This is a genomic window from Candidatus Polarisedimenticolia bacterium (genome assembly GCA_036004685.1).
In the GTDB taxonomy this organism is placed as follows: Bacteria; Acidobacteriota; Polarisedimenticolia; order Gp22-AA2; family AA152; genus DASYRE01.
In genome coordinates, this window is the sequence record DASYRE010000010.1 from 42,234 (window position 1) to 68,970 (window position 26,737).

Below are 26,737 nucleotides of genomic sequence, written 5' to 3' on the forward strand. Positions count from 1 at the left end.
CCGGGGGGTGCTCCCGATGGAAACCTTTCGTCCGTTCTTCGAGCTGAACCGGATCCAGAACGAGATCAACCGTCTCTTCGAGCACCTCTCGGAGCTTCACGAGGGCAGCGACCCGGCCGCCTCGTGGACTCCGAACGTCGACATCTACGAGGGCGCGAACGACTTGGTGCTCAAGTTCGACCTGCCCGGAGTGGATCCGGGAAGCGTCCATCTTTCCGTCAACGGAAACAACCTGATCCTCCGGGGGAACAAGCCCCGGACGGAGCCGCGGCCCGGAGCGAAGTTCCACTGCCTGGAGCGGGGATTCGGCTCCTTCAAGCGGGTCGTCCGCCTGGGCACGCCCATCAACACGCACCAGGCCCTCACCGATTACCGCGATGGACTGCTCAAGATCACCTTCCCCAAGGTGCCGAACCGCCGCGGGGAGGAGGTCGCGATCCCCATCAAGGAGACCGCATGACGAGCTACCGGGCCGATCTTCCGGAAGACCAGCTCAAGATCCCCAAGCACCTCCCGGTGCTTCCGCTGCGGGATCTCGTCGTCTACCCCTTCATCATCGTCCCCCTCTCGGTCAGCCGGGAGCGCTCGCTGAAGGCGGTGGATCTGGCGCTGGCGGAGAACCGGATGATCCTCCTGCTGACCCAGAAGGACAGCAACGTGGAGGAGCCGGCGGAGACCGACCTCTACCCGATCGGCACCGTGGCGGTCATCATGCGCATGCTGAAGCTCCCCGACGGCCGGGTCCGGGTCCTGGTGCAAGGCGTCAGCCGGGCGAAGGTGGAGGAGTTCGAGACCGGCCTGCCCTATCTCCGATCGCGCATCACGCGCATCGCGGAGCCGGGGGTGAGCGGCCCCTCGCTGGAGCAGGAGGCGCTCATGCGCAACGTGAAGAAGTGCCTGGAGAAGAGCGCCTCCCTGGGAAAGTCGATCTCCTCCGAGGTGATGGTGATCGCCTCGAACCTGGAGGACCCCGGCCGCCTCGCCGATCTCACCGCCTCGAACCTGGAGCTCAAGGTCGAAGACGCCCAGATGATTCTCCGGATCGTCGAGCCCCTCCAAAGGCTGAGGAAGGTGAACGAGTTCCTCGGCAAGGAGATCGAGCTGCTGACGATGCAGCAGGAGATCAACACCCACGCCCGCGAGGAGATCGACAAGTCCCAGCGCGAATACTTCCTGCGCCAGCAACTCAAAGCGATCCAGACCGAGCTCGGCGAGGGGAACGAGCTGGCGGAGGAGGTGGAGCAGTACCGGGAGAAGGCCGAGAAAGCCGGCATGCCCAAGGCGGTCCTCGAAGAGGTGGAGCGCCAGATCAAGAAGCTGGAGAGGATGCATCCCGATTCCGCCGAGACCGCGACGGTGCGGAACTATCTCGACTGGATGGTCTCGCTGCCGTGGTCGGCGCAGAGCAAGGACAACCTGGACCTGACCAAGGCCCGGGCAATCCTCGACGAGGATCATTACGGCCTGGAGCCGATCAAGGAGCGCATCCTCGAGTACCTCTCGGTCCGCAAGCTGAAGAAGAAGATGAAGGGGCCGATCCTCTGCTTCGTCGGGCCGCCGGGAGTCGGCAAGACGTCGCTGGGCCGCAGCATCGCCCGGGCCCTGGGAAGGAAGTTCGTGCGCATCTCCCTGGGAGGAGTGCGCGACGAAGCGGAGATCCGGGGCCACCGGCGCACCTACGTCGGGGCGATGCCGGGGAAGATCATCCAGAGCCTGCACCAGGCCGGGACGGCCAACCCGATCCTGATGATGGACGAGGTCGACAAGATCGGGGCCGACTACCGCGGCGATCCTTCGTCGGCGCTGCTCGAGGTCCTCGATCCCGAGCAGAACGTCAGCTTTCGCGACCACTACCTGAACGTTCCCTACGACCTCAGCAACGTGATGTTCATAACCACGGCGAACCTGCTCGATCCGATCCACCCCGCGTTCCGGGACCGCATGGAGGTGATCCATCTCTCCGGCTACACGGAGGAGGAAAAGCAGCACATCGCCCGGCGCCACCTGATCCCGAAGCAGATCGAGGAGAACGGCTTGCTCCCCGAGCAGATCGCCTTCAGCGATTCGTCGCTGCGGGGGATCATCTCGGGCTACACGCGGGAGGCGGGACTGAGGAACCTGGAGCGCGAGATCGCCAAGGTCTGCCGCAAGGTGGCCCGCCAAGTCGCGGAAGGGAAGAGCGCCGCCACCCGGATCAATCCTTCCGCCCTGTCGACCTATCTGGGCGTGTCGAAGGTGACGCCGGAGGCGGCCTTGAAGGTGAATCAAGTGGGGGTCGCCACCGGACTGGCCTGGACCGCCACGGGAGGGGACATCCTTTTCGTCGAAGCGACCACGATGACGGGGAAGGGGAAGCTCATCCTGACCGGACAGCTCGGAGACGTGATGCGGGAATCGGCCCAGGCGGCCCTTTCCTACGCCCGCTCGCGGGCCCGCGAGTTCGGCATCGCGGACGATTACTTCGCCACGCACGACGTCCACGTCCACGTCCCGGAGGGAGCGATCCCCAAGGACGGACCTTCGGCCGGGATCACGATGGCGACCGCCATGCTCTCCGCGTTCATCGATCAGCCCGTCAACCGGATGGTGGCCATGACCGGGGAGATCACCCTGCGCGGCAACGTCCTGCCGATCGGAGGGCTCAAGGAGAAGATTCTGGCGGCGCGCCGGGCGAAGATTCCGGCGATCATCGTCCCCGAGGGAAACCGGAAGCACCTGGAAGAGATTCCGCGCGACGTCCGCAAGGGCCTGGCGCTCTACTTCGTTTCCGACGTCAAGGAAGTCTTCCCCCTGGCGCTCGAGCCGCCGACCGATCGACGGGATGCCCGGCGCGATCGCCCGGATCCAGGCCGGTACGCGGCCGTCTGATCCCCGTCACCTGACGCATTCGCCGACCGACGCGGCAAAGGAGCTCCGCCTGTCTCGATGGAGCGCCGCCGGCGAGGAAAGTCTCGTCCGCCGGATCCGCCGGATTTTTCCGCCTCCGCCCGCCGGCGTTCGCGTGGCGATCGGGGACGATGCTGCCTGCGTCCGGCTCTCCGGGGGCGAAGACCTCGTCCTCACGACCGACCAGATGGTGGAAGGGGTCCATTTCCGCCGTTCCACCCATCCTCCGGAGCTTCTGGGAGCGCGGGCGCTCACGGTCAACCTCAGCGACGTCGCCGGCATGGGGGCGCGGCCGCGCTGGTTCCTGCTGAGCCTGTTCCTGCCGCAGGACCTTCCCGATCGCTATCTCGAGGGGCTCCTCGCCGGCCTTTCTACGGAAGCGCGTCGCCGGCGCGTGAGCCTCGTGGGAGGGAACCTGACGGCTTCGCCCGTTCTGGCGGTTGACATCTGCCTGGCGGGGAGCCTGCCGCGGGGAACGAAGCCTCTTCTGCGCAGCGGCGGGAGAGCCGGGGACCTGCTGTTCGTCACCGGATCCCTCGGCGGGTCGGCCCTGGGGCTGGAGCTGCTCCAGGAAGGCTGGCGGCTGACGGGGCAGCGGGCGGCGCGGAGGGGACAGGGCGCGCGGCTCGCCGCGGCCGCCTTGAGGAGCCATCTCGCGCCGGCTCCCGACTATACGCTGGCCCGGAATCTGGCGCGCCGGCGAATCGCTTCGGCGGCGATCGACCTGAGCGACGGGCTCTCCACCGATCTCCATCGCCTTTGCCTGGCGAGCGGGACGGGAGCTCGGATCGAGACCGAGCGTCTTCCGGTTTCGGAGGCCGCGCTCCGGCTGCGCGGGAAAGCGGCGGCGATTGGCATGGCCCTCCACGGCGGCGAGGACTACCAGCTCCTCTTCGCGGTCCCTCCCCGCAAGATCGAGGCGCTCGAGCGCCTGGCGCGAGCGCCCCGGATCACGCGGATCGGGGTTCTCACCTCGAGCCCGAAGCGATTGGTGGCCGTCTCCGCCGGAAAGGCGGTCCCTTTGATCCCGGCCGGGCACGACCATCTGCGCGGCGGTGGGACCCGCCGCCGTTAAAGCTCGACGCTCTCCCTCCTTCCCCCTTTTTCGCCATTCCTTCGGGCAGGGTACAATAGTCAGCCGGAAATCGTGCCGGATGAGAGCCTTGCGGGCCATGGCCGGGCGGTCTCCGGCTGCGCTTCTAAACAGACCGGCTCCGATCCCGAAAAAAGGCCTAGACGCCGGACGACCCCAATCCGTTTGTGAGGATGAGCTACCTCGCCCCTTCCGGAGCTCTCCTCGCTCCGAGGATCCCGGATGGACGAGAGGGACCTGATTCGCAAGTCCCAGGCGGGGGACCTTCAGGCCTTCGAACGGCTGGTCCTGGCGCGGCGGGCGCAGGTCTTTCGCGTCGCGCGCCAGATCGTGGGGAACGACGAGGAGGCGAAGGACATCGCGCAAATGGTCTTCGTCCGATTGTGGCAGACGCTGCCGCGGTACCGCGAAGGAGGGTCGTTCGGAGCCTACCTCCACCGCATCACCGTGAACCTGGCCTTCGATGCGGCCCGGCAGCGGGAGTCGCGCGAATGGGCCCGGGGGATGGACGCCCGGGAGCTGGAAGAGCTGGCCGGAACGGCTCGCCCGGCGGAGAATCCGGAGCCCGGCGAGATTCAGAGGATCTTCGCAATCCTGTCGCGCCGGCTGGGCTCCCGGCAGAAAGCGGCGTTCGTCCTGCGGGAAATCGAGGGAATGAGCACCCAGGACGTCTCGGAAATCCTGGGAATGAGCGAATCGACGGTGCGCAATCACGTGCACGCGGCGCGGAAGGTTCTGCAGGAAGGGCTTCGCAGGTTTTTTCCCGAATACGCCCGCGGCAAGGACGGGACGGAGGAATGATGGACGAGCCGGAACCGACGCATCCGAGCCCTGGCGGCGATCCCTCCCGGTTCTTCCGGGTGCTGGGCCAGGCCCAGCCCCCCGAAGAGTTCTGGGAAGGATTCTGGCCCTCCGTCCGGGCCCGGCTCCGCGCGGCGGAGGCTCCGGTCCCGCCGGCCGCGAGCCGCTTCCGCGCCGTGTTTCTGGGAGCTTCGGCGGGTGCGATGGCGGCCGCGGCCGTCTTCGTTGCCGCCTTCCTCGCGACTCCGACGCTGCGCCCCGTGCGCCCCACGCGCCCGGTGCCGGCGCCGGCGGCCGCCGCGGCGCGCCGCGGCGAGAGCGCGCCGCGGCCGGTGCTGGAAGACCTGCGCTCCGCTTCGGCCAGGGTCTATACCTTCCGCGTCGGCGAGGCCGCCGATACCACCGAGGTGATCCTGATCGTGGACGAGAGCCTTGACATCTAGCATCGCGCCCCTGAAATCACGCTGCGCCCGGCGGGTTGACCCGCGGCCTGATTGCCGCCGCGCGCTCCGGAGGCCCGGGTTGACCCGCGGCCGATTTACGGCCGTGACGCGACGCTGTAGATCTTCGCGAAGGAGGGAATCATGACACCTCGCCCGAGAGGGCTGGTCCGGGTCGGCCTGCCGCTCCTCCTTCTCATCACGCTTCCCGTCCTGTCGGATCCGGTCCCGGCGCCACGGCCGCATCTCCCGACGCAGCTCTTCACCGTCCGCTTCAAGGACGTAAACGACGTCTACCTGCTGATCGAGCCGCTGCTCTCGCAGCGGGGATCGGTGCAGATGCAGCCTCGTCTCAGGACCCTGGCGGTCACGGACGACGAGGAGACGCTCAAGAAGATCGAAGCGCTGATCCAGAGCTACGACCTGCCTCCCAAGAGCGTGGCGGTGGCTCTGCAGCTCATCCTCGCCACCGCGGCCGAGAAACCTCCCGAGACGATCTCGCCCCGCATTCGCGGCGTGATCCAGAAGCTCAACGAGATCTCGACGAAATGGTCGGACTACCGGCTGCTGGGCAGCGCCACCGTGCCGTGCAGCGAGGGAGAGAAGGCGAGTGCGGAGCTGGGCGAGGATTACCGCATCAGCTTCGCGGTGGACTACGCGATCGACGAGCAGAAACTGGTGCGGTTCAAGCGGCTGGTCCTGGACCGCCGCGACCGCTCGCGCGACGCCGAATCGTCGGAGGCGACCTACACCCGGGTCCTCGACACGGCGCTGAACCTGAAGGAGGACAAGCTCTACATCTTCGGCGCGTCGAAGATGGAGGGAAGCTCCCGGGCGCTTTTCATGACGATCTCCGCGTCGACGCAGCGCTAGGCAGAGAGGAAGGACGATGCCGGAATTTGTTTGCCGGATGGGAACGGTGGAAGGGGACGTGATCGAGCGGGTCTACGTCTCGGACGACGCCGACGCCCTCCGCAAGGACCTCGAGCGCAAGGACTATCTCATCTTCTCCATCCGGAAGAAGGGCGGGGCGCTCGGGCTCTTCCCGGCGATGGGCCGCAAGAAGATCAAGATGAAGGATTTCTTGATCTTCAACCAGCAGCTCGCGGCCCTGATTCAGGCGGGCCTGCCGATCGTTTCCAGCCTCGACGTCCTGCTGGAGCGCCGGAAGAATCCGATCTTCCGGAAGGCCCTCACCGACATCCGGGACCAGGTCAAGGCGGGGGCCGCCCTCTCCGAGGCGTTCGACTCCCAGGGAGATCTCTTCCCGAAGATCTACTCCTCCTCGCTGGCGTCGGGAGAGCGCAGCGGGGAGGTGGCCACGGTCCTCAAGCGGTACATCGCGCACTCCAGGAAGCTGATGACCCTGAAGGGCCGCGTCGTGGCGGCGCTGATCTACCCGGCGATCCTCTTCTTCATGTCCTTCGTCGTGGTGGGAATCCTCATCTATTACGTCCTCCCCAAGTTCGCCACCATCTACGAGGGGTTCGGCGGGATCGAGAACCTGCCCCTCATCACGAAGATCCTCGTCGGCGCCTCGCTCTTCGTGCAGAACCACGTGATCGCCATCGTCGCGGCGGCCCTCACGGGCTTCCTGGCCTTCTCGGCCTGGCGGCGGACGCCCTCGGGCATGCTGGCGGTGGACCGCTGGAAGCTGGGGATTCCGTTCATCGGCGGCATCATCCAGAAGTATTGCGCCTCCCGCTTCGCCCGGACGCTCGGCACCCTGGTCACCGGCGGGATCCCGCTCGTCACCTCGCTCGAGATCGCCGGTCCGGCCGCGGGCAACCGCGTCTTCGAGAGCCGCCTGGAAGCGGTGTCGCGCAAGGTCCGCGAAGGCAACGCCCTGGCCCAGTCGCTCGACGAGACGGGGCTCTTCTCGGACCTCGCCCTGGAGATGATCAAGGTGGGAGAGTCGACCGGGGCCCTCCAGGAGATGCTGGAGAACGTCTCGCAGTTCTACGACGAAGAGATCGACAACAGCCTGCAGACGATCGAGGCGCTGCTCGTGCCGGTGATGCTGGTGGTGATGGGGGCCATCATCGCGTCGATTCTGCTGGCGATCTACCTGCCCCTCATCAAGAGTTACGGCATGCAAGGGCGCTAGGCGCCCCCGAACGCGGATCCCGGCGAGGAGCCGGGAGCTTCCGACGAGGTGAATCGTGGCCGCAAGACAGGAAACCAAGACGGCGCCGGTGGTGACCCGGGAGGAGTCCCGCGATCCGCTGGCCGACCGGAAGCGCGACGAGACGCTTTCCGAGGATCTCCACGCCCAGCGGATCGCGGAGCGGCTCAAGGTGCCCTACGTCGATCTCAAGGAATTCCAGATCGACGCCGACCTGTTCCGGTCGATTCCGGTCGATTTGATGTTCCGCTACAACTTCTTCCCCTGGAAGATGGAGGAGGGCCGTCTGGTGGTCGTGATCTCCGACCCCAGCAACGTCCTGATGATGGACGAGCTGGAGCTCCTGCTGGGCCGCCCGATCGTGCCGACCGTCGGAAGCCCCTCGGCCATCCAGGAGATCCTGAAGAAGAGCGAGTCGTCCCAGCGCGTCCTCGAAGAGGCCACCGAGGAGTTCAAGCTCCAACTCGTGCAGGAGGACGAGGACGGCGAGGACCAGCTCACGATCGACAAGCTGACGTCGGACCAGAGCCCGATCGTGAAGCTCGTGGACACCACCATCTTCAACGCCCTCCAGCGCCGCGCCTCGGACATCCACATCGAGACGCGGGACCGGGAGGTGATGATCAAGTACCGGATCGACGGAGTCCTCCACAACGCGATGGAGCCGATCGACAAGAAGTTCCACTCTACGATCATCTCGCGGATCAAGGTCATGTCGGAGCTGGACATCGCCGAGAAGCGGATCCCGCAGGACGGGCGCTTCAAGCTGAAGATCCGGGGGAGGGCGATCGACTTCCGCGTCTCGATCATGCCCAGCGTGCACGGCGAGGACGCCGTGATCCGAATCCTGGACAAGGAGTCGGTGAACCAGGAGTTCGCCGAGCTGCGCCTCGACGTCCTGGGGTTCACCGCGGAGGACCTGAAGAAGCTCCGGAAGTTCATCCGGGAGCCGTACGGGATGATCCTGGTGACCGGACCCACGGGAAGCGGCAAGACGACGACGCTGTACGCCGCCCTGTCGGAGATCAAGAGCATCGAGGACAAGATCATCACGATCGAGGATCCGGTGGAGTATCAGCTGCAGGGGATCACGCAGATCCCGGTGAACGAGAAGAAGGGGCTGACCTTCGCCCGCGGGCTGAGGTCGATCCTGAGGCACGACCCCGACAAGATCATGGTCGGGGAGATCCGCGACGAGGAGACGGCGCAGATCGCGATCCAATCGGCGCTCACCGGCCACCTGGTGTTCACCACCGTCCACGCGAACAACGTGGTTGACGTCCTCGGCCGCTTCCTGAACATGAAAGTCGAGCCGTACAACTTCGTGTCGGCGCTGAACTGCATCGTGGCGCAGCGTCTCGTCCGCCTGAACTGCCCGAAGTGCTGCCATCCGGTGCGCTACGCCCGGCCGATCCTCGAGGAGGCGGGAATCGACGCGAACCAGTACGCCGAGCACGTGTTCCAGGAGGGGAAGGGATGCCTGGACTGCAACGGCACCGGCTACAAGGGCCGGATGGCGATCGCGGAGATCCTCGACATGTCGGATCGGATCCGCCAGCTGATCCTGGATCGGCGATCGGCCGCCGAGATCAAGAGGGCCGCCCGTGAAGAGGGGATGGTCTTCATGCGCGACGTGGCGGTGGCGCGCGCCCTGGAAGGCGTGACGACGCTGCGCGAAATCAACAAAGTGACCTTCGTGGAGTAGGGAGAACGTGCCCCTGCCGTCTTGGGAAAGCGTGGTTCAGCGACTCGGCCTGGCGCCGGGCCCCCGGCCGGCGCGCCTGAGGCCCCGCCTGCCTTCGACGGCGGCCCACGTGTCGGCGGGACACGTCTCCGCCGTGCGTCTCGGCGGCTCGGCGCCGGGAAAGAGGGGATCGGCGGAGCGCCCGAGGGTCGTGGCACACGCCGAGGCGGAAATCCCGGGCGCCGCCTCGCTTTCCTTCACGGGACCTTCCCAGCTCCTGGATTTGACGCCCCTGTCGCGGGCGATCGAGTCGGTGCTCGCGACGGTCGCGCCGCGGGAGAGCCGGATTTCCGTGGTGCTGCCCGACCCGGCCGCGCGGGTGTCGCTCCTGAGGTTCGGCCGCCTGCCGGCGACGCGGCAGGAGGTGGCCGACCTGATCCGCTTCCGGATGCAGAAGGTCCTTCCCTTCCGGGTGGAGGAGGCTTCCCTGGACTTTCAGCTCCTCTCCGACGCGGACGGCGAGGAGACGGAGTTCCTCGCCGTCCTGATTCAGCGCCCGGTCCTCTTCCAGTTCGAGCGCCTGTTCAGCGCCCGGGATCGGATTCCCGGCCTGGTAGACCTGGAGAGCTTCAATCTCGCGAACCTCCTCGCCCGCACCGGCGGGACCGACGGGGAGGAGGCCGGGGATCGCGCCCTCGTCAACGCCGCCTCGGGCTACCTCACCGTCCTCTACTTCCGGAACGGACTCTTGAACTTCTACCGCTGCAAGCCGCTCGCCGAGGAGGAGCGGGCGCTGCCGGAACGGCTGCACGGCGCGCTGCGGCGGGAGATGGCCTCCTGCGCGGCCTACTACCGCGAGCACCTTGCGGGAGCGGGATTCTCCGAGGCGGTGGTGCGGGTGGTCGAGGGAGATCCGGCAGTGGTCCTGGGTATCGTCCAGGAGGAGATGGGGTGCCGAGCGCGCCCCCTGGATCCTTCCCGCGCGGCCGTCCTTCCGGCGGGCGCGGATCCGGCGGATCCGAGGTGGCAGCGCCTGGCTCCCGCTTTGGGGGCGGCGATGGGGAGGCCGGCGTGAGGGCGATCGACATCAATCTGGCGACGCGCCCCTTCCGGAACAACACCCTTCTCTGGACGGGCTTCGGTTTCGCGGCGCTGACCCTGGCGGCGCTCACCGTCGTGAACGTCTGGGTTTTCCTCGGATACGGGAGCACGATGCGCCAGCACCGCCAAGACTTCACCTCCAAGGAGCAGCGCCGGGACTCGCTGGCCCGGGACGAGAGGCTCCTGAGCGTCAAGCTGACGAAGCTCGACTTCAAGGGACTGGCGGTGCAGTCGGAGTTCGCCAACGACGCGATCCGCCGCCGGACCTTCTCGTGGACGCGCCTCTTCAACCGGCTCGAAGGAGTGGTTCCGCCGACCGTGATGATGACCGCCATCCGTCCCGAGATCCAGGCAGACGGGATCTCGATTGTCGCGGAAGGTACGGCGAAGGATCAGGAAGGGCTCCTCCAGTTCGAGGAGAACCTGATCCGCGACCTCCACTTCGCGCGGATCTATCCGGGGAGCGAGCGGCGGGAGCAGCGAGGGCAGGATCTCCGGTTCTCCCTGAAATTCGACTACGTTCCCGAGAGCCCCGGGGCCGCCGGATCGGTGACGGCGGCGGAGAAGGAGCCGATTCCGCCGAAGGAGCCGGCCCCCGCCGGCCCGGCCAGCGGCGACGCGAGCGCTCCGGCGCCGGCTCCCGCGGCAAGCCCGCCGGCTCCGCCTCCGAAGGTGGTCTCTACTCCGCCGATCGTGTCGGCGGCGGCCGCGCCCCTTCCCGCCGAGAGCAAGCCGGCGCCGGGGCCCGCCGTCACCCCGGCGGCGCCTCCGGCCGGCGGCGAAAAGAGCGCCGCCACCGAGAAGCCCCCCGCTCCGGCGCCCGGGCCCGCCACGCGCCAGCCCCCACCTCGAGCCGGGAGGCCCGCCTACAAGCCGGGGCAGATGAAAGGGGCGCGCGAGCGGGGAGCGGGCGGCCCGATGGGCCGGGTCGCGCACCGCGCGGCGGAGATGGAGGCGGCGGCCCGCTTCACCAATCAGCCCGTTCAGGCGGTTTTCGACTACTTGATGAAGAACCGCGGCATGACGTTTCTGTTCTCGGGCGACTTGGACTTGAGACAGAGAGTCACGATCGACCTGAACGACAAGGAGGAGGTGCAGATCGTCGAGCAGCTCGCCAAGCTGCTCGACTGCCAGATCAACCAGGAGGGGCCGCATGCCTACCGTCTCGCCCTCAAGGCGGGGGGCGAGCCTCTGGAGGAGCCGCCGGTCGAGGTCGAGCCGGCGCCGGACGACACGCCGGGCGACGAGGCGCCGCCGGAGAATCCCCCTCCGGAGGAGCAGCCGTGAGCGCGGCGCCCTTCGGGGGCCTGTCCTCGCGGTTCGACATCCGCGAGGAGAAGCTGCGTCTAGCCCTCGTCCTGGCGGCGGTCGCCGGGCTCAACCTGATCCTCTACCTGACGATGAGCCTTCCCCGAATCCACCGGGAGTCGGTGGAGCAGCGGCGCGTGGAGGCGCTGACCCAGAGCCTGAGCGAGCTCTCCCGGCGGGTCGGGATCATGAAGGATCTCGATCGACGATTCGGCCGCGAGAAGGGGAAAGTGGACATCTTCTACAACGATCTGCTCGGCACCAAGGACGCGCGGATGATCCGCATCCAGAGGGAAGTGCGGGCCATCGCCGCGTCGCTCGGCATGGATCCCGAGAGCATCGCCTATCAGCCCGAGTTCCTGGAGAAGGTGGGGTTGGTGCGGTTCACCATCGGCGTGCCGCTGGCGGGCGACTACCGGAATCTCCGGCAGTTCATCAGCAAGATCGAGAACTCGCAGAACTTCCTCACGATTGACAGCGTCACGCTGGGCGGCTCGAAGGAGGGAGGAGCCTTGCTGGACCTGAACATCCAGCTCTCGACCTTTTTCAACGCCCCCGAGCTGAAGACGATTCCGGCGGCCGCGAAGCCGGCAGGGAAGACGTGATGCCGGCGCTCGACCTGCAGAAGCACCGGCGCGAATTGATTCTGGGGGGGGTGCTGGTGGCGACCCTGGCCTTTTTCCTCTATTACCGCGCCGGGAGCTCCGAGGCGGGAGCCGGGGAGCAGGCGGTCTTCGTCACGGCCCCGCCTGCCGCCGTGACCAAGGCGCTCGCGCAGCTCTCCTCCGTCAAGCTCCCGAGCGTCATGCTGGACCGGCTGCAGGAGGGGAAGGCGCCGTACGATCCGACCCAGCGAAACATCTTCCGCTACGGCAACATTCCGCCCCCTCCGCCGAGTCCGGAGGAGCTGGCGCGGATCGACGAGGCGCGGCGGCAGGCCGAGGCGGCGCGCCAGGCGGCGATCCGGGCGGAGCAGGAGAACCTGTTGCGGCAGAAGGCCGACGAGGAGGCGCGGGCGAAGCTGCCCCCCATCGATCCCTCGACCGGCCTGCCGTTCGGGCAGACTCCCCCGCCCCCGCCGCGCCCCTCGCCGCCGGCGATCTCCCTGCGCTATTCGGGGGTGCTGGGCGCGGCGGAGAACCGGATGGCGGTGCTGTACAGCGGGCAGGACGTGATCCTGGCCCGCGTCGGAGACACGGTGGAGAAACAATTCAAAGTGCTCGATATAGGCTATGACTGGGTTAAGATCGGATACGTAGACCCCCAGTTCGCGGACCAGTATCAGAAACTCCGGATGGGACCGTGACGCGGGGGCTTTTTTTCGCAACGGGCGACCCAGCGAGGCAAACGCGATGACCAAGCGAAGCCGGGCAACCTCCGGGAAGCTGCGGAGGGCGCGCGCGCTCTCCGGAGTTCTCCTGCTCCTGACGCTCCTCCTCACCGCGGCCTGCGCCTCCTCCAAGGCCTTCCATGAAGGTGAGAAACTCGCGGAGGCGGAAAACTGGGACCAGGCGGTCCTCGCTTTCTCCAAAGCGCTCTCCCAGAGTCCCGGGAACACGCAGTACAAGGTGGCGCTCGCCCGGGCGCGGCTGCGCGCCTCCCAGGAGCACTTCGATCGCGGCAAGAAGTACCTGGCTGCGGGGCAGCTGGAGCCGGCGATGGCGGAGCTGCAGCAGACGGTCTTCCTCGATCCCAACAACCAGTACGCCGCCGACGAGCTGAACAAGGCGATCAAGGAATACCAGCGGCGCCGGGGCGAGGAGCAGTCCGACATCGAGAAGATGAAGGAGCGGGCCAGGCTCGCCGGACGGGTCACGCCGCGGCTGAACCCGAAATCGAACATTCCGATCGTCCTGAAGTTCAAGGACGAGACGGCGAAGAACGTCTACGACGCCCTCAGCAAGGCGAGCGGCATCAACTTCCTCTACGACGAGCGGGTCGATCTGAACAAGAAGGTGAACATCGATCTGGTCGACGTGAACTTCGCCAAGGCGCTCGAGATCCTGATGGCCCAGAACAAGCACTTCTACAAGATCTGGGACGAGAACACGATCATGATCGCCGACGACAACCAGCAGAAGCACAAGGAATACGACGATCTGGTGATCCAGACCTTCTACCTGAGCAACGCCGACGTGAAGGACGTTCAGGTCCTGCTGCGCTCCCTGCTCGACGCCCGGCAGCTGGCGCAGAACGACCGGCTCAACGCCATCACGATCCGCGACACTCCGGATCGGGTCCAGGTGGCCGAGAAGATCATCGAGGCCAACGACAAGGCGAAGGCGGAGCTGGTGGTCGACGTGCAGCTCCTGGAGTTCAACCGGAACCTCCTGCAGAACCTCGGGATCGATCTGACCGGGGGATCGAGCGGGGGAACGGGGAAGTCCCTGACGATCGGCTACACCGGGGGAACCTCCGTCCCGCTGAACAACCTGGGGCTGCTCAATCAGCTCGGCAACTACAGCGTCGGCCCTATCCCGGCCGTGATCCTGAACTTCCTGCTCACCGACGCCGACGCCCAGGTCATCGCCAAGCCGCAGCTGCGGGTCTCCGAGGGGGAGAAGGCGTCGGTGAAGATCGGCGACCGGATCCCGATCCCCACGACGACGTTCAACACGACGCAGACCGTCGGCGGCACGGTGGTGCCGATCACCTCCTTCACCTACCAGAACGTCGGGATCAACATCGACCTCGAGCCGCGGGTCCACCACAACAAGGAAGTCACGCTCAAGCTCAAGGTCGAGCTCTCGTCGCTTGCGGGCTCCGTCAACGCGGGCGGCGGCGTCACGCAGCCGATCATCGGGACCCGGGAGATCGAGACCCAGATACGTCTGAAGGACGGCGAGACCAACCTCCTCGCCGGGCTGATCCGCCGGGAGGAAAGGACCTCCTTAAGCGGCGTGCCGGGTCTGACCCAGATCCCGGTCCTCAAGCGCTTGTTCGGAAGCACCGAGACGACGGTCCAGCAGACCGACATCGTCCTGACCCTGACGCCCCACATCATCCGGATCCCCGACATCACCGCCACCGACCTCAAGCCCTTGTGGATCGGGACCGACCAGGACGTGGGGCTCCGCGGCGTGTCGCGCACCAGCCCGTTCGGGGCGCCTTTCGAGCCCGACGGCTCCGAAGAGGAGAGCCGCGAAGAAGACGCGGCGGGCGCCTCGCTGGGGGTCATGGTTCCGGGCGCGCCGCTGGCGGGACGCATCGAGCCGCAGCCTGCCGAGCCGGGCACGCCGCCGAGCGATGGATTCGGCAGCAAGGAAGCGATCTCCAAGGGGGAGGCGCCGCCGACGCCGCAGCCGCCGGCGCAGGCCTTCGTCACTTTCAGCCCGACCAGCTTCCTCAGCCACGCCGGGGACACGATTCAGGTGCAGGTGCTGCTCAACCAGGGGACGCGAGTGGGAAGCGCTCCCTTCCACGTCGCCTACGATCCGAAGATCCTCCAGTTCGTCAAGGGAGAGGAGGGTGAGTTCCTGAAGCGCGACGGTGCTTCGACCGTCTTCAACGCGCAGGCTTCCTCCCTCAATGAAGTCTTCGTGGCGCTGGCGCGCCTGGGGGTGCCGACCGGGGTCAGCGGCAACGGCGTCCTCTGCACCCTGACGTTCCAGGCGGTCGCCACCGGCAACACCACGCTTTCGTTCAAGGAGTCGTCGGTTCTCGATCCGTCCGGACTGCCGCTGCCGGCCCAGTTCGGACCGGTGGTCCAGGTCAGCATCCAGTAGCGAAGGATGAGACGCGGTGAAGCTTCGAGGAGGAAAAACGAAGGGTCTGACGATCATCGAGGTCCTGGTCGTCATCGCGGTGCTGCTGATCCTGGCGGGGGCGGTGATGCCGCTGGCGAAGGTCACGCTGAAACGCCAGAAGGAGCTGGAGCTGAGACGGACCCTCCGGACGATGCGCGAGGCGATCGATCTCTACAAGCAGTATTCCGACACGGGGCAGATCGAGAAGGAGGGACTCGACTCGGAAGGGTATCCGCCGGATCTCGACACGCTGGTGAAGGGCGTGCCCCAGGTGGGAACCACGAAGAAGTTCAAGTTCCTTCGCCGGATTCCGGTCGATCCCTTCACGCACAAGGCGGAATGGGGGCTCCGCTCGTACCAGGACGAGCCCGACTCTCATTCCTGGGGAAGGCAAAACGTCTACGACGTCTACACGCTGCATTCCGGCAAGGCGCTGGACGGCACCGAATACGAGGATTGGTGAAGTCGTGAAGTCCATAGGTGGCGCGAGGAATCGGCCGCGGGCGGCGGATTCAGGGGAAGGGGGCTTCACGCTCCTGGAGCTGCTGATCGTCGTGGCGCTCATCGGGATCCTCACGGCCATCGTGGTCCCGACTTTCACGAAGACCCCCACCAAGGCCAAGGAAGCGGTCCTCAAGGAGGACCTGTACACGCTCCGGGACGTCATCGATCAGTACTTTTCAGACAAAGGGAGATACCCCGCAACGCTCGAGACGCTGGTGGAGGAAGGCTACCTACGCAAGATCCCGGTGGATCCCTTCACCGAGTCGTCCGACACCTGGCAGATCGAGATGGCCGACTCGGGCGAGGAGGGCAGCGAGGAGGCGGGGGGGGTCTACGACGTCCACAGCGGCTCGACCAGCACGGCGCTGGATGGAACCACTTATTCAGAATGGTGAGATAATGTCTCAGAAGGGTCGGGAAAGGGGGATGGGTCTCATGAAGCACCGCACATCGTTGTTCTTGGCCGCTCTGGCCGCGGGTTTCCTGGCGCTGGCCAATTGCAATCGGGGTGATCAGGTCGCCCCCGAAGGAGCCACGATCGACTTGGCGGCGACACCATCCACCATCGTCACCAGCGATAGCCCCGTGTGCCTTGCACTCCTGAGCGTCTCCAAGTGCGGGACCTCCGATATCGTAGCGACGGTGAGCAGCGCCGTGGGGGTGCCGATGGCCGACCAGGACGTGCGCTTCACCAATACAGCCGGTCTGCTGTTCACTGGAACGACGGATAATCCTCAGCCCGCCGCGAACATCCCCATCCGAACCGACGACTTCGGGAACGCCCATGTCAGGCTCATCAGCGGTGCGTCGAGCACGGTGAATGCCCGGTCCGGGAAGGCCCTAGGAAGCCTGAGTCTTCAGGTCACGGCGGCCAACATCAGCCTAATTACCTTGGAACAGGACACGAGCGGCGATGACCCGGAGTGCTCGACGACTCCGCTCGAGATCAACAATTGCGACGATCACATCTGCCTGCTGGCCACTGTCTTGGACGATCATGGCCAGGGAATTCCGAACCTTTCGATCCAATTCAGACTGCAGAACGCCACCGGCACGAACTCTTTCACCGGCGCTTTCCAGCCCTCCCAGCCCGTCACCGATGATCCCGACGGCATCGCGCGCACGACGCTCACCGCCAACCTCAATGATTGTTCAACCAAGTGCACGAATTTCAAGTGCGATGGAGTCCAGGTCGTCGCCTTCACGACGGGAGGCGCCGAAAGCTCACCGCTGACCTTCACGATCGCAATTCAGTGAGGAGAAGGGCGGAAATGTTTTTCAAGAACACCACGGGACCCCCAGGGCGGAACTCCGGAGAGTCGGGCCACCTGCTTCTGATCGTCATGATGGGACTGACCGTCATGGCGATCATGCTGGCGGCGGCCGTCCAGCAGTGGAGCACCGTCCAGAGGCGGGAGAACGAGAAGGAGCTGATCTTCCGGGGCAATCAATACGTCAAGGCGATCCGGCTCTACCAGAAGGAGCACGGGGGTGCGCTCCCCACCTCGCTCGAGAGCCTGGCCGAGCCGGGCCCGCGCGGACTCCGCTACATCCGGAAGTTGTTCCGCGATCCGATGAGCCCTCCGGAGGGGAAGTGGGGAATCCTCCTCGCCGATCCCTCCGGGAAGGGCTATATCAATCCGAATGCTCCGCCGCCCCCGGAGGAGGGGGTGGAGGGGCTGGAGGATCTGGGCAAGGGGCTGAGCCCGAGCAAGCTCGACAAGGCGCTGCACACTTCTTCGATCCAGAACACGGCGAAGGAGAAGAGATTTGCCTACGAGTCGGGCGGGTCGGCCTTTACGGCGGGGCCCGCCCGCGATTCCCAGGATTCCGACTTGTCGGACAAATCGGTCACGGCGCCCGGCCAGCCGGTCGGACCGATCGTCGGCGTCGTCAGCCTCGCGGATTTCTCCAGCAGCTTTCGAATCTGGAGGGACCACGAAAGCTACGGCGAATGGGCTTTCAACATCTTCGAGACGGGCGACGGGCAGAACACGCAGCAACAACCCCTGGCCCCCGTGGCGACGCCGGGGAGCGGCATCGGCCCGGGAGGATCCCAGACCATCCTCGGAGGAGCAGGCGGGCCGGTCGGCGGGAGCGCCCCCAACATCGGATTTCCCGGGAAACCCAAGAAGTAAGCCCCTTTCCGTCTGGCGGCGCCCGGCCGGCGCGCCCGCCACATCCGATCCCGGTCAGTGATGCCCCTCGTGACCGGGCATCGAGGCGGCCGACGGGGAAGCGTGACCCCGCAGGCGCACAAAGAGGTGGAACGCCTTGGGGCTTCCGCCGTAGAAGGGATCGAGCTCCGAGGGGAATCGATAGATCGTCGCATCCGCCCCGAGCCCCACCTCCAGGCTGCGAAGCGCCCCGAGATTCCGCGTATATCCAGCCGTCAGGGCGTCGATCGTGAACGACTCGATCCCCGCCGAGGCGAAGGCGGCTTCCTGGGCTGGGTCGTCGGCGAACAGCTCGTCGCGATCCAGGCGCTCGAGCCGGCCGAAGAGAAAATGGCGGTCCCGGAACTTCCAGGTCCCTTCCTCCAGGTAGGAATTCAGCCGCAAGCCCCCTTGCCGGTCGTTTCTTCCCCAGACGAAGCCAAGGTCCAGGCCGCCGCCTTCGATCGGCCTTCCGAAAATGAGGGAGGCCGTGGTGCGGGTGACGTCGCCAGGCGCGTGCGCCTCGGGATCCTTCAGCCTGCCGCGTGAGACCTGAGCCACCCAGTCGCGCGTCGGGCGGAAGCTGAGGCGCCCCGACCACGAATCGATCGACCCCTGCTCGATGTCCCAGCGGTGATCGTCGGGCTCCTGGCCATGGAAGCCGCTCCCTTCCAGCCGCCAGCGGCCCGCATCCCAGCCGGCGGTCAGGACGTCGGCGGCGATGTGCGTCGAGTCTTGCAGGTGGTGGCCTAGGACCGCCGTCGGATTCTCGGCGCTGCTCGAGCGATGGGGAAAGGCGGCGGGGCCGAGCGCCGGATCCCCGACGAGCGCCGCATAGAGCAGCAGCGAAGTTCGCGCCGTCACCCTTCGCGCATAGGCGGCGGCGAGCTCCATGAAGGAATCGTGCGGGTGCTGGCCGTCCACGATCGGCACGCCGTCGTGCTCCTCCCCCGTCTGAAAGAGGAGCGGATAGAAACCGCGGCGGATCGTCAGGGGATCGAGGCTCAGCATGCCGCGCAGCATGAAGGCCCCCTCGCCGGCGCGGCGCGCGGCGGAGAGCATTCCCCAGTTGGCGGAGACGAGCCGATCCGCTCCCCGGGGGCCACTCTGCACGATCCCGGTCAGGAAGGCCGCGCCGTGCAGCATCGGCATCCACCTCCCGCGCCCCGCCGTGGCGTGATGGGGGGCACCGGAGGAAGGATTCAGGGAAGTCCCGGAGGCGAGCTCCGACAGCAGCGCGATCGGATCGCGAGATTCATCCGCCCGGACGGAGCCCGTCGCGGCGGCATCGACGCGCTCCGCGCTCCCCGCCCGGGGCGGCGAGAAGGCATTCGCCGGGAAAAAGCGCCGCGATCGCCACCGGCAGGATAGCGATCGGGAGCTTACGGGGCATCGCTCTCTCCTTCTTCGAGGTCGAGGATTATAGCGGCTCGGCGCCGCCGAGAGGGAGCGGAGACGATGTGCTATACTTCGGCTCCGTTCCCGGGGCCTCGGCGCGGGAACCCTCGTACAGCCTCTCACATCCGCGCCCGGAAAGACTAAAGACTAATGGAATTGATTCAAAAGAAAGTACTTGGCAACGGTCTCACGGTCGTGACCGAGAAGATGCCGAATCTTCGCTCGATTTCGCTGGGAGTCTGGCTCAAGAAGGGCTCGCGGCACGAATCGGCCGCCGAGAACGGCATTTCCCATTTCATTGAGCACCTTCTATTTAAGGGCACAGCCAACCGGAGCGCCCAGGAGATCGCCCTGACGATCGACTCGATCGGCGGGCAGATCGACGCCTTCACGGCCAAGGAATACACCTGCTTTTACTCGAAGGTCCTGGACGAGCATCTTCCCGTGGCGCTCGATCTCCTCTCCGACATCGTGCTCCACCCCAACTTCGATCCCGCCGAGATCGAAAAGGAGCGCAAAGTCATCTTCGAGGAGATCCGGATGGTGGACGACACCCCGGACGAGCTCGTCTACGATCTCTTCAACCAGCACCTGTGGCCCGACCACCCGCTCGGACGCCCGATCCAGGGTACGATCGAATCGGTCACGGCGATGACTCCCGGGATCATCGGGCGCTACTTCAAGGAAAGCTACCAGCCGGGGAACCTGCTCATCACCGCGACGGGAAACCTCGAGCATGAAACTCTGGTGGGCGAGATCCGCCGGGCCTTCGAGCCGCTGGCGAACGGCGCGCCGCCGCCGGTGTCGACCCCGCCGAGACTGCAGCCGGGCATTCTGGTGAAGGAGAAGAAGGAGCTGGGTCAGGTGCACGTCTGCCTGGGGGTGAGAAGCCTGCCGCTGGCCCACGAGGCCCGGTTCCAGGAGTACGTCCTCAACACCCTGCTGGGGGGGACGATGTCGAGCCGCCTCTTCCAAGACATCCGCGAGGAGCGGGGTCTCGCCTACAACGTCTTCTCTTCGGTGAACTCCTTCATGGACACCGGCTATCTGATGGTCTACGCCGCCACGTCCCCCGAATCGGCGGAGCAGGTCGTGCGGCTGATCCAGGAGGAGTTCAAGGTCCTCAAGGAGAAAGCTCCCTCCGAGCGGGAGATGAAGATGGCGCGCGATCACCTCAAAGGGAGCCTGATGCTCAGTCTCGAGAGCAGCTCCAGCCGGATGTCGAACCTGGCGCGGCAGGAAGTCTATTTCCACCGTCCCTTCACCCTGAACGAGATCCTCGAGGGGATCGACCGGGTGCGGGCGGAGGAGGTGCGCGCGCTCGCCGAGATGATGTTCGACCGCTCGGCGTGCGCCATGGCGGTTCTGGGGAACACCTCCCGGTTCCGCCTGACCGAGGACGATCTTTCATTCTGAGCGGACCCTGGCGGGTCCGAGACGTTCCAACTCCGGACGGCGAACTCTCGGATGGGACATCCCGTAAACGATGACCTTTCCCCCGTGCAGGTCCTGATCCGCCGGATCGATCCCGGCTCCGATCTTCCGCTGCCCGCCCGCGCCACCGAAGGGTCCTCGGGCCTCGACCTCCGTGCCAGCATCTCCGATCCCGTCGTCCTCCCTCCGGGGGGTCGCGCCCTGATCGGGACGGGCGTCGCCATCGCCTTGCCCGCCGGGACGGAGGCGCAGATCCGCCCGCGCAGCGGGCTCGCGGCGAAGCACGGAATCACCCTGCTGAACAGCCCGGGGACGGTGGACAGCGATTACCGGGGAGAAATCCGCGTCGTGGTCGTGAATCTCGGCGAGGCGCCGTTCACGATCCGCCGCGGGGATCGAATCGCGCAGATGGTCGTGGCGAGAACCGCGCCGGCGAGGCTTCTCGAGGTGGGAGAGCTTCCGGTCACCCGGCGCGACGCGGGAGGCTTCGGGCACACGGGAAGCGACTGAGGAGTCGCGCGCATGCGCCTGGCGGTCCTGGGAAGCGGAAGCGAAGGGAACGCGGTCTATCTGGAGGCGTCGGGGACGAAGATCCTCCTCGACGCGGGCTTCTCCTGCCGGGACCTGGAGGCCCGCCTCACGGCGCTCGGCGTCGACCCGGCGCGCATCGACGCGATCCTGCTCAGCCACGAGCATGGGGACCATTCCCGGGGAGCGGCGCGGTTCGCCGGGCGCTTCCGGACGATCGTCGCGGGGACGAAGGCGACGCTGCGGAGCGCCGGACTGCGGAGCGACACCTGCCGGCTGCTCGCTTTCGAGCCCGGCGAGCCCTTCCGCATGGGGAGCTTTCGAGTGGCGACCGCACGCGTCTCGCACGATGCCGCCGATCCCGTCGGTTTCCGCGTGGAGGCCGGAGCGGAGCGCATCGGCTTCGCCCTCGATCTCGGCAGGTCGACCGAGGCGATTCGCGATCTTCTGGCGGGCTGTCAGACGCTCATCCTGGAAGCGAACCACGACACGGAGATGCTGGAACAGGGACCCTACCCGCGCGAGCTCAAGACCAGGCTCCGAGGCCCGCACGGACACCTTTCGAATGGCGAGGCGGCGGACCTGCTCGGGGAGGTGGCGGGAGGATCGACCCGGACGGTCGTCCTGGCCCATCTGAGCCGCACGAACAACCGGCCGCATCTGGCGCACGCCGCGGCGCAGTCGGCTTTGCGCGCCAGGGGCTCGGCGGCGCGCCTGGTGGTGGCCGACCCCTATCCGGCGGCAAGATGGATCGAGTCCTGAGCGGCGGGGGCGACCCCGGGAGGAGACGCCGTTGATCCCACGCTACACGCGCCGGGAGATGGGGGAAATCTGGAGCGACGCCCATCGCCTGGCGAAATGGCTGGAGGTGGAGTTGGCGGTCTGCGACGCCCTCGCGGAGGCCGGCGAGATCCCGAGGGAGGCGGCCGCGACGATCCGTGCGAAGGCGGCGTTCGACGTGGAGCGGGTGCTGGAGATCGAGCAGAGCGTCCAGCACGACGTAATCGCCTTCCTCACGAGCGTCGCGGAGCACGTGGGACCCGATTCCCGGTTCATCCACCTGGGCCTCACGTCGTCCGACGTGGTGGACACCGCGAACGCCCTGCTGATGCGGGAGGCGGCGGATCGGATCCTCGGCGGGATCGACCGGCTCCTCGGAATCCTGAAACGGCGCGCGTTGGAGCACCGGCGGACGCCCTGCATCGGCAGGACGCACGGGATGCATGCCGAGCCCACCACGTTCGGATTGAAGCTGGCTCTCTTCCACGCGGAGTTCTCCCGCGCGCGGGAGAGGGTGGTCCGGGCGCGCGAGGCGATCTCCGTCGGCAAGATCTCGGGGGCCGTCGGGACGTTCGCGCACCTCGATCCCGACATCGAGGAGAGGGTCTGCGCCGCCCTGGGCCTCCGCCCGGCGCCCATCTCGAACCAGGTGATCCAGCGCGACCGGATCGCGGAGTATCTCGCCGCCCTGGCCATTCTCGCGGCCTCGATGGAGAAGGCGGCCACCGAGATACGCCATCTGCAGCGCACCGAGGTGGCGGAGGTCGAGGAGCCTTTCGGCGGCCGCCAAAAAGGCTCGTCCGCGATGCCTCACAAGCGCAACCCGGTCGGATGCGAGCAGGTCTGCGGCCTGGCGCGGGTGATCAAGGGCCATGCGCTCGTGGCGCTGGACAACGTCGCCTTGTGGCACGAGCGCGACATCAGTCATTCCTCCGCCGAGCGGGTGATCCTGCCCGACGCGACGATCCTGGCCGATTACATGCTGCACCGCCTCGGCGGCATCCTGGAAGGGATGGCGGTCCATCCCGAGGCGATGGCCCGCAACCTGGAGGCCACCGGCGGCCTGATCTATTCCCAGGAGGTTCTGCTCGCCCTGGCGCGCGCCGGAGTGGCGCGCGAGGAGGCTTACCTCTGGGTCCAGGAGGCCGCCCGGCGCTCCCGCGAGGGACAGGGGAGCTTCCGCGCCAACCTCGCGTCGCAGGAAGGGATCCGGACGCACCTTCCGGCGGCCGCTCTGGAGAGCTGCTTCGACTTGAACCGTCAGCTGCGGCACGTGGACCGGATCTTCCGGCGCGTGTTCGGCGAGCAGGCCTTGGAAAAGGGGACATCGGGATGAAGGTCAAAGTCACCGTGATGTACAAGAGCGGCGTCCTGGATCCCCAGGGGAAGGCGATCCTCGGGGCGCTTCACCGTCTCGGCCACACGGAGGTCACCGACGTCCGGGCGGGCAAAGTGCTCGAGCTGAGCCTCCCGAAGCTGCCGAAGGGGCAGCTCGAGAAGAAGATGAAAGCGATGTGCGAGGAGCTGCTGGCCAACCCCGTCATCGAGGACTTCCGGTTCGAGACGGCGGAATGAACGGAGTTTCGCTGTGAAGTTCGGCATCGTCGTCTTTCCGGGATCGAATTGCGAGCACGACTGCTATCACGTGGTGAAGCACGTGCTCCGCCAGGACGCGAGCTTCCTGTGGCACAAGGACAAGACGCTCTCGGGAAGCGACTGCGTGATCCTGCCGGGGGGGTTCGCGCATGGCGACTACCTGCGCTGCGGCGCCATGGCGAAGCTCTCGCCCATCATGGAGGCGGTGGGGCGCTTCGCGCGCGAAGGAGGGCCGGTGCTCGGGATCTGCAACGGCTTCCAGATTCTCACGGAAGCGGGACTCCTGCCGGGAGCGCTGGTGAGAAACCGGAGTCTGCAGTACCTCTGCGCCGATCTCCACCTGAGGGTGGAGTCCCGCGAATCTCCGTTCACCCGGATCTTCCAGCCCGGCCAGGTGCTGCGCATGCCGGTGGGCCACGGGGAGGGATGCTACTACGCTACGCCTTCGGTGCTCAAGCGCCTCGAAGCCGAGGGGCGGATCGCCTTCCGCTACTGCGATCCCAAGGGCGCCTTAGGCGAGGAATCGAACCCCAACGGATCGCTTCAGGCGATTGCCGGGGTCCTGAACGAAAAGGGCAACGTCCTGGGGTTGATGCCTCACCCGGATCGGTGCGCCGAGAAGATCCTGGGGAACGACGACGGCCGGAAGCTGTTCGAATCGATGATCGCCGCGGGGCCGCGGCGCTTCTGAGTGAGCCCGGCGGCCTGACGCCGCCGGGCTGGGGAGGAAGGTTGGTCATCAAGACGATCAAGAAGATGCTCGCGGCCAAGCCGCGGACCGATTTCTCGGAGGCCGGCCGCAACGACCCGTGCCCTTGCGGCAGCGGCAAGAAGTTCAAGAGCTGCCATTACGATCGGGAGATGTCCCGCCGGCGCGAGGCGGGATTCGCCCGCCAGCTCAAGAATCCGAAATGATCGACTTCCCGGCGCCGGAGCCCGAAGTCACGCCGGAGCTGGCCGCCGCCCACGGCCTCACCTCCGAGGAGTACCAAAAGGTGCGGTCGATCCTGGGGCGGGCCCCGAGCTACACCGAGCTCGGGATCTTTTCCGTGATGTGGTCGGAGCACTGTTCGTACAAGTCGTCCCGGTTCCACCTGCGCCGCTTGCCCACCTCCGGAGAGCAGGTCCTGCAGGGGCCCGGGGAGAACGCCGGGGTCATCGACATCGGCGGAGGGCTGGCGGCGGTCTTCAAGATGGAGAGCCACAATCACCCCTCCTACGTCGAGCCGTATCAGGGGGCGGCGACCGGCGTCGGCGGGATCCTCCGCGACATCTTCACGATGGGGGCCCGGCCCACCGCCTCCCTGAACTCGCTGCGCTTCGGCGCCCCGGACCATCCGCGGACCAGGCACCTCCTCGGCGGAGTGGTGGCGGGGATCGCGGGTTACGGGAACTGCATCGGCGTCCCGACGGTGGGAGGGGAGCTCGCGTTTCACCCCGGCTACAACGGGAACATCCTGGTCAACGTGATGAATCTCGGGATCGCCCATGCGAGCCGCATCTTCCGCGGCCAGGCCCGCGGCCCCGGAAACGCCGTCTTCTACGTCGGCTCGCGGACCGGCCGCGACGGGATTCACGGCGCCAGCCTCCTGGCATCGGCCGCCTTCGAGGCCGGCTCGGAATCGAAGCGCCCGACGGTCCAGGTCGGCGACCCCTTCTCCGAGAAGCTCCTGCTCGAAGCCTGCCTGGAGCTGATGAAGACCGACTACATCATCGGAATCCAGGACATGGGCGCCGCCGGCCTGACCTCCTCCTCCGTGGAGATGGCGGGCCGGGGCGGCACCGGAATCGACCTGAACCTGGATCGGGTGCCGCGCCGCGAGGCGGGGATGAGCCCCTACGAGCTGATGCTCTCCGAGTCCCAGGAGCGGATGCTGCTGGTGGCGCGCCGGGGAACCGAGGAGAAGGTCCGCGAGATCTTCCGGAAATGGGATCTGGAGGGAGTGCCGGTGGGCGAGGTGACCGGGAGCGGCAGGCTGCGCGTTCTGTCGCAGGGGAAGGTCGCCGCGGACCTCCCCGTGAAGCCGATCGCGGACGGCGCCCCGGTCCTGCGGCGGCCGCAGGAGCGCCCTTCCTGGCAGGATTCGGCCGCCCACCTCGATCTCTCCCGGATCAAGGACGTCGCCAACCCGGCCAAGGCGCTGAAGACGATGATGGGATCGTTGAATCTCTGCAGCCGGGAGTGGGTCTACCGCCAGTACGACCACATGGTCCGCACCAACACCGTCGTGCGCCCCGGGTCGGACGCGGCCGTCATCCGCATCAAGGGGTCGCATCACGCCCTGGCCCTGACCACCGATTGCAACAGCCGGTATTGCTATCTCGATCCCCGCGCCGGGGCGCGGATCGCGGTGGCCGAAGCCGCCCGGAATCTCGCCTGCTCAGGCGCCGTGCCCCAGGCGCTCACCGACTGCCTGAACTTCGGCAACCCCGAGCGCCCCGAGGTGATGTGGCAGTTCTCCGAAGCGGTGGACGGGATCGCCGAGGCCTGCCGCACGTTGGACATTCCGGTGGTGAGCGGCAACGTCTCGTTCTACAACGAGACCGACGGGAAGGGGATCCCCCCGACGCCGACGATCGGCATGGTGGGCGTCATCGACGACGTGCGCGTGACCACCCAGTCGTTCTTCCAGAGGGAAGGGGATCTGATCGTGCTCCTCGGAGAGCACGGAGAGGAGCTGGGGGGATCCGAGTATCTGTCCCAGATCCATCAGATCGAGGCCGGGGTTCCGCCGAAGCTGGATCTGGCCCGCGAGGAGGCGGTCCAATTGGCCTGCATCGAGACGATCGGCGAGGGGCTGGCGACCTCGGCCCACGACTGCGCCGAGGGAGGGCTGGCGGTGGCGCTGGCGGAATGCTGCTTCCATCCGGCCGGGGGCTTCGGCGCCGAGGTGGCCCTGCCGGCGCCCGGGCGCGCCGACGCGCTGCTGTTCGGCGAGACCCAGTCCCGGATACTCCTCTCCCTGCCGCGAACCGGCCTGGGGCGCGCCGAGAAGATCTTCGCCGAGCGCGAGGTGCCTTACAGCATCCTGGGAAGCGTCGGAGGAAGCCGGCTGAAGATCACGGCGGGCAAGGAGACGTTGCTCCAGGTCGCCGTGGCGGATCTGCTGAAACCGTGGAACGAGGCCCTTCCGGGGTGGATGCTATAATGACCGGG

General features: G+C 66.8%; 27 protein-coding genes. 25 read left to right on the forward strand and 2 right to left on the reverse strand.

Annotated elements, in window-relative coordinates:
- The first annotated feature begins 16 nt into the window (after nucleotides 1–16).
- The 17 genes from VGR67_02400 (at nucleotide 17) to VGR67_02480 (ending at nucleotide 17,826) form a co-directional block, all read left to right on the forward strand.
- Nucleotides 17–460 (forward strand): Hsp20/alpha crystallin family protein, encoded by a 444-nt coding sequence (locus VGR67_02400; GenBank protein HEV8335250.1) that lies wholly within the window; start codon nucleotides 17–19, stop codon nucleotides 458–460.
- A complete protein-coding gene (gene lon, locus VGR67_02405; protein ID HEV8335251.1) occupies nucleotides 457–2,868 on the forward strand; it encodes an endopeptidase La in 2,412 nt (803 codons plus the stop codon). Before VGR67_02400 ends, lon begins: the two co-directional genes overlap by 4 nt.
- On the forward strand, nucleotides 2,822–3,961 hold the full coding sequence (gene thiL, locus VGR67_02410) for a thiamine-phosphate kinase (GenBank protein HEV8335252.1): 1,140 nt from the start codon (nucleotides 2,822–2,824) through the stop codon (nucleotides 3,959–3,961). Before lon ends, thiL begins: the two co-directional genes overlap by 47 nt.
- A gap of 240 nt (nucleotides 3,962–4,201) precedes the next feature.
- Entirely contained in the window at nucleotides 4,202–4,780 is a 579-nt protein-coding gene (locus VGR67_02415; protein HEV8335253.1) for an RNA polymerase sigma factor, read from the forward strand.
- Complete coding sequence (locus VGR67_02420; GenBank protein ID HEV8335254.1) at nucleotides 4,780–5,223, forward strand: hypothetical protein; 444 nt, start codon at nucleotides 4,780–4,782, stop codon at nucleotides 5,221–5,223. Before VGR67_02415 ends, VGR67_02420 begins: the two co-directional genes overlap by 1 nt.
- A gap of 141 nt (nucleotides 5,224–5,364) precedes the next feature.
- Nucleotides 5,365–6,093: a secretin N-terminal domain-containing protein gene (locus VGR67_02425; GenBank protein ID HEV8335255.1), complete on the forward strand. Its 729-nt coding sequence runs from the start codon at nucleotides 5,365–5,367 to the stop codon at nucleotides 6,091–6,093.
- Between the two features lie 16 nt (nucleotides 6,094–6,109).
- Nucleotides 6,110–7,327: a type II secretion system F family protein gene (locus VGR67_02430; GenBank protein HEV8335256.1), complete on the forward strand. Its 1,218-nt coding sequence runs from the start codon at nucleotides 6,110–6,112 to the stop codon at nucleotides 7,325–7,327.
- 118 nt (nucleotides 7,328–7,445) lie between these two features.
- Nucleotides 7,446–9,050, forward strand: coding sequence for a GspE/PulE family protein (locus tag VGR67_02435; GenBank protein ID HEV8335257.1), 1,605 nt, complete (start codon nucleotides 7,446–7,448; stop codon nucleotides 9,048–9,050).
- A gap of 7 nt (nucleotides 9,051–9,057) precedes the next feature.
- Nucleotides 9,058–10,104, forward strand: coding sequence for a hypothetical protein (locus VGR67_02440; protein HEV8335258.1), 1,047 nt, complete (start codon nucleotides 9,058–9,060; stop codon nucleotides 10,102–10,104).
- A complete protein-coding gene (locus VGR67_02445; GenBank protein ID HEV8335259.1) occupies nucleotides 10,101–11,417 on the forward strand; it encodes a hypothetical protein in 1,317 nt (438 codons plus the stop codon). Before VGR67_02440 ends, VGR67_02445 begins: the two co-directional genes overlap by 4 nt.
- The gene (locus tag VGR67_02450) at nucleotides 11,414–12,043 is read left to right on the forward strand and encodes a GspMb/PilO family protein (GenBank protein HEV8335260.1); all 630 of its coding nucleotides are present in this window, start codon (nucleotides 11,414–11,416) and stop codon (nucleotides 12,041–12,043) included. The genes VGR67_02445 and VGR67_02450 overlap by 4 nt, the downstream gene beginning before the upstream one ends.
- Entirely contained in the window at nucleotides 12,043–12,744 is a 702-nt protein-coding gene (locus VGR67_02455; protein ID HEV8335261.1) for a hypothetical protein, read from the forward strand. The genes VGR67_02450 and VGR67_02455 overlap by 1 nt, the downstream gene beginning before the upstream one ends.
- Nucleotides 12,745–12,790: 46 nt before the next feature.
- On the forward strand, nucleotides 12,791–15,163 hold the full coding sequence (locus tag VGR67_02460; GenBank protein ID HEV8335262.1) for a cohesin domain-containing protein: 2,373 nt from the start codon (nucleotides 12,791–12,793) through the stop codon (nucleotides 15,161–15,163).
- Nucleotides 15,164–15,179: 16 nt separating this feature from the next.
- Nucleotides 15,180–15,647, forward strand: a complete 468-nt coding sequence (locus VGR67_02465; GenBank protein ID HEV8335263.1) for a type II secretion system protein — start codon at nucleotides 15,180–15,182, stop codon at nucleotides 15,645–15,647.
- 4 nt (nucleotides 15,648–15,651) lie between these two features.
- Nucleotides 15,652–16,083 (forward strand): prepilin-type N-terminal cleavage/methylation domain-containing protein, encoded by a 432-nt coding sequence (locus tag VGR67_02470; GenBank protein HEV8335264.1) that lies wholly within the window; start codon nucleotides 15,652–15,654, stop codon nucleotides 16,081–16,083.
- Between the two features lie 31 nt (nucleotides 16,084–16,114).
- Nucleotides 16,115–16,945 (forward strand): hypothetical protein, encoded by an 831-nt coding sequence (locus VGR67_02475; GenBank protein ID HEV8335265.1) that lies wholly within the window; start codon nucleotides 16,115–16,117, stop codon nucleotides 16,943–16,945.
- A gap of 14 nt (nucleotides 16,946–16,959) precedes the next feature.
- Nucleotides 16,960–17,826: a type II secretion system protein gene (locus VGR67_02480; protein ID HEV8335266.1), complete on the forward strand. Its 867-nt coding sequence runs from the start codon at nucleotides 16,960–16,962 to the stop codon at nucleotides 17,824–17,826.
- Between the two features lie 54 nt (nucleotides 17,827–17,880).
- On the opposite strand, the gene VGR67_02485 is transcribed toward VGR67_02480, so the two are convergent.
- Together VGR67_02485 and VGR67_02490 are read right to left on the reverse strand one after the other, a co-directional pair.
- Nucleotides 17,881–18,990: a hypothetical protein gene (locus tag VGR67_02485; protein HEV8335267.1), complete on the reverse strand. Its 1,110-nt coding sequence runs from the start codon at nucleotides 18,988–18,990 to the stop codon at nucleotides 17,881–17,883.
- A gap of 109 nt (nucleotides 18,991–19,099) precedes the next feature.
- Nucleotides 19,100–19,237 (reverse strand): hypothetical protein, encoded by a 138-nt coding sequence (locus VGR67_02490; protein HEV8335268.1) that lies wholly within the window; start codon nucleotides 19,235–19,237, stop codon nucleotides 19,100–19,102.
- 155 nt (nucleotides 19,238–19,392) lie between these two features.
- Between VGR67_02490 and VGR67_02495 the strand changes: the two genes are divergently transcribed.
- From VGR67_02495 to purL, 8 genes are read left to right on the forward strand one after another with little or no spacing between them, the layout of a single operon-like run.
- Entirely contained in the window at nucleotides 19,393–20,658 is a 1,266-nt protein-coding gene (locus VGR67_02495; GenBank protein HEV8335269.1) for a pitrilysin family protein, read from the forward strand.
- A 51-nt stretch (nucleotides 20,659–20,709) separates the two neighbouring features.
- Nucleotides 20,710–21,186: a dUTP diphosphatase gene (gene dut / locus VGR67_02500; protein ID HEV8335270.1), complete on the forward strand. Its 477-nt coding sequence runs from the start codon at nucleotides 20,710–20,712 to the stop codon at nucleotides 21,184–21,186.
- Between the two features lie 12 nt (nucleotides 21,187–21,198).
- Entirely contained in the window at nucleotides 21,199–21,966 is a 768-nt protein-coding gene (locus VGR67_02505) for an MBL fold metallo-hydrolase (protein ID HEV8335271.1), read from the forward strand.
- Between the two features lie 31 nt (nucleotides 21,967–21,997).
- Nucleotides 21,998–23,320, forward strand: a complete 1,323-nt coding sequence (gene purB, locus VGR67_02510; GenBank protein ID HEV8335272.1) for an adenylosuccinate lyase — start codon at nucleotides 21,998–22,000, stop codon at nucleotides 23,318–23,320.
- The gene (gene purS / locus VGR67_02515) at nucleotides 23,317–23,559 is read left to right on the forward strand and encodes a phosphoribosylformylglycinamidine synthase subunit PurS (protein HEV8335273.1); all 243 of its coding nucleotides are present in this window, start codon (nucleotides 23,317–23,319) and stop codon (nucleotides 23,557–23,559) included. The genes purB and purS overlap by 4 nt, the downstream gene beginning before the upstream one ends.
- 13 nt (nucleotides 23,560–23,572) lie before the next feature.
- Nucleotides 23,573–24,271: a phosphoribosylformylglycinamidine synthase subunit PurQ gene (gene purQ / locus VGR67_02520; protein HEV8335274.1), complete on the forward strand. Its 699-nt coding sequence runs from the start codon at nucleotides 23,573–23,575 to the stop codon at nucleotides 24,269–24,271.
- Between the two features lie 41 nt (nucleotides 24,272–24,312).
- The gene (locus tag VGR67_02525; GenBank protein HEV8335275.1) at nucleotides 24,313–24,495 is read left to right on the forward strand and encodes an SEC-C metal-binding domain-containing protein; all 183 of its coding nucleotides are present in this window, start codon (nucleotides 24,313–24,315) and stop codon (nucleotides 24,493–24,495) included.
- Nucleotides 24,492–26,729 carry a phosphoribosylformylglycinamidine synthase subunit PurL gene (purL, locus tag VGR67_02530; protein ID HEV8335276.1) on the forward strand — a complete coding sequence of 746 codons (2,238 nt, stop codon included), beginning with the start codon at nucleotides 24,492–24,494 and terminating at the stop codon, nucleotides 26,727–26,729. Before VGR67_02525 ends, purL begins: the two co-directional genes overlap by 4 nt.
- The last annotated feature ends 8 nt before the right edge of the window (nucleotides 26,730–26,737 follow it).

Bases quoted from the DNA above. Each gene is read 5' to 3' on its own strand.
- VGR67_02400 (HEV8335250.1), top strand. From the start codon at position 17: ATGGAAACCTTTCGTCCGTTCTTCGAGCTGAACCGGATCCAGAACGAG.
- lon (HEV8335251.1), top strand. From the start codon at position 457: ATGACGAGCTACCGGGCCGATCTTCCGGAAGACCAGCTCAAGATCCCC.
- thiL (HEV8335252.1), top strand. From the start codon at position 2,822: ATGCCCGGCGCGATCGCCCGGATCCAGGCCGGTACGCGGCCGTCTGAT.
- VGR67_02415 (HEV8335253.1), top strand. From the start codon at position 4,202: ATGGACGAGAGGGACCTGATTCGCAAGTCCCAGGCGGGGGACCTTCAG.
- VGR67_02420 (HEV8335254.1), top strand. From the start codon at position 4,780: ATGGACGAGCCGGAACCGACGCATCCGAGCCCTGGCGGCGATCCCTCC.
- VGR67_02425 (HEV8335255.1), top strand. From the start codon at position 5,365: ATGACACCTCGCCCGAGAGGGCTGGTCCGGGTCGGCCTGCCGCTCCTC.
- VGR67_02430 (HEV8335256.1), top strand. From the start codon at position 6,110: ATGCCGGAATTTGTTTGCCGGATGGGAACGGTGGAAGGGGACGTGATC.
- VGR67_02455 (HEV8335261.1), top strand. From the start codon at position 12,043: ATGCCGGCGCTCGACCTGCAGAAGCACCGGCGCGAATTGATTCTGGGG.
- VGR67_02460 (HEV8335262.1), top strand. From the start codon at position 12,791: ATGACCAAGCGAAGCCGGGCAACCTCCGGGAAGCTGCGGAGGGCGCGC.
- VGR67_02475 (HEV8335265.1), top strand. From the start codon at position 16,115: ATGGGTCTCATGAAGCACCGCACATCGTTGTTCTTGGCCGCTCTGGCC.
- VGR67_02480 (HEV8335266.1), top strand. From the start codon at position 16,960: ATGTTTTTCAAGAACACCACGGGACCCCCAGGGCGGAACTCCGGAGAG.
- VGR67_02485 (HEV8335267.1), bottom strand. From the start codon at position 18,990: ATGCTGCACGGCGCGGCCTTCCTGACCGGGATCGTGCAGAGTGGCCCC.
- VGR67_02490 (HEV8335268.1), bottom strand. From the start codon at position 19,237: ATGCCCCGTAAGCTCCCGATCGCTATCCTGCCGGTGGCGATCGCGGCG.
- VGR67_02495 (HEV8335269.1), top strand. From the start codon at position 19,393: ATGGAATTGATTCAAAAGAAAGTACTTGGCAACGGTCTCACGGTCGTG.
- dut (HEV8335270.1), top strand. From the start codon at position 20,710: ATGGGACATCCCGTAAACGATGACCTTTCCCCCGTGCAGGTCCTGATC.
- VGR67_02505 (HEV8335271.1), top strand. From the start codon at position 21,199: ATGCGCCTGGCGGTCCTGGGAAGCGGAAGCGAAGGGAACGCGGTCTAT.
- purS (HEV8335273.1), top strand. From the start codon at position 23,317: ATGAAGGTCAAAGTCACCGTGATGTACAAGAGCGGCGTCCTGGATCCC.
- purL (HEV8335276.1), top strand. From the start codon at position 24,492: ATGATCGACTTCCCGGCGCCGGAGCCCGAAGTCACGCCGGAGCTGGCC.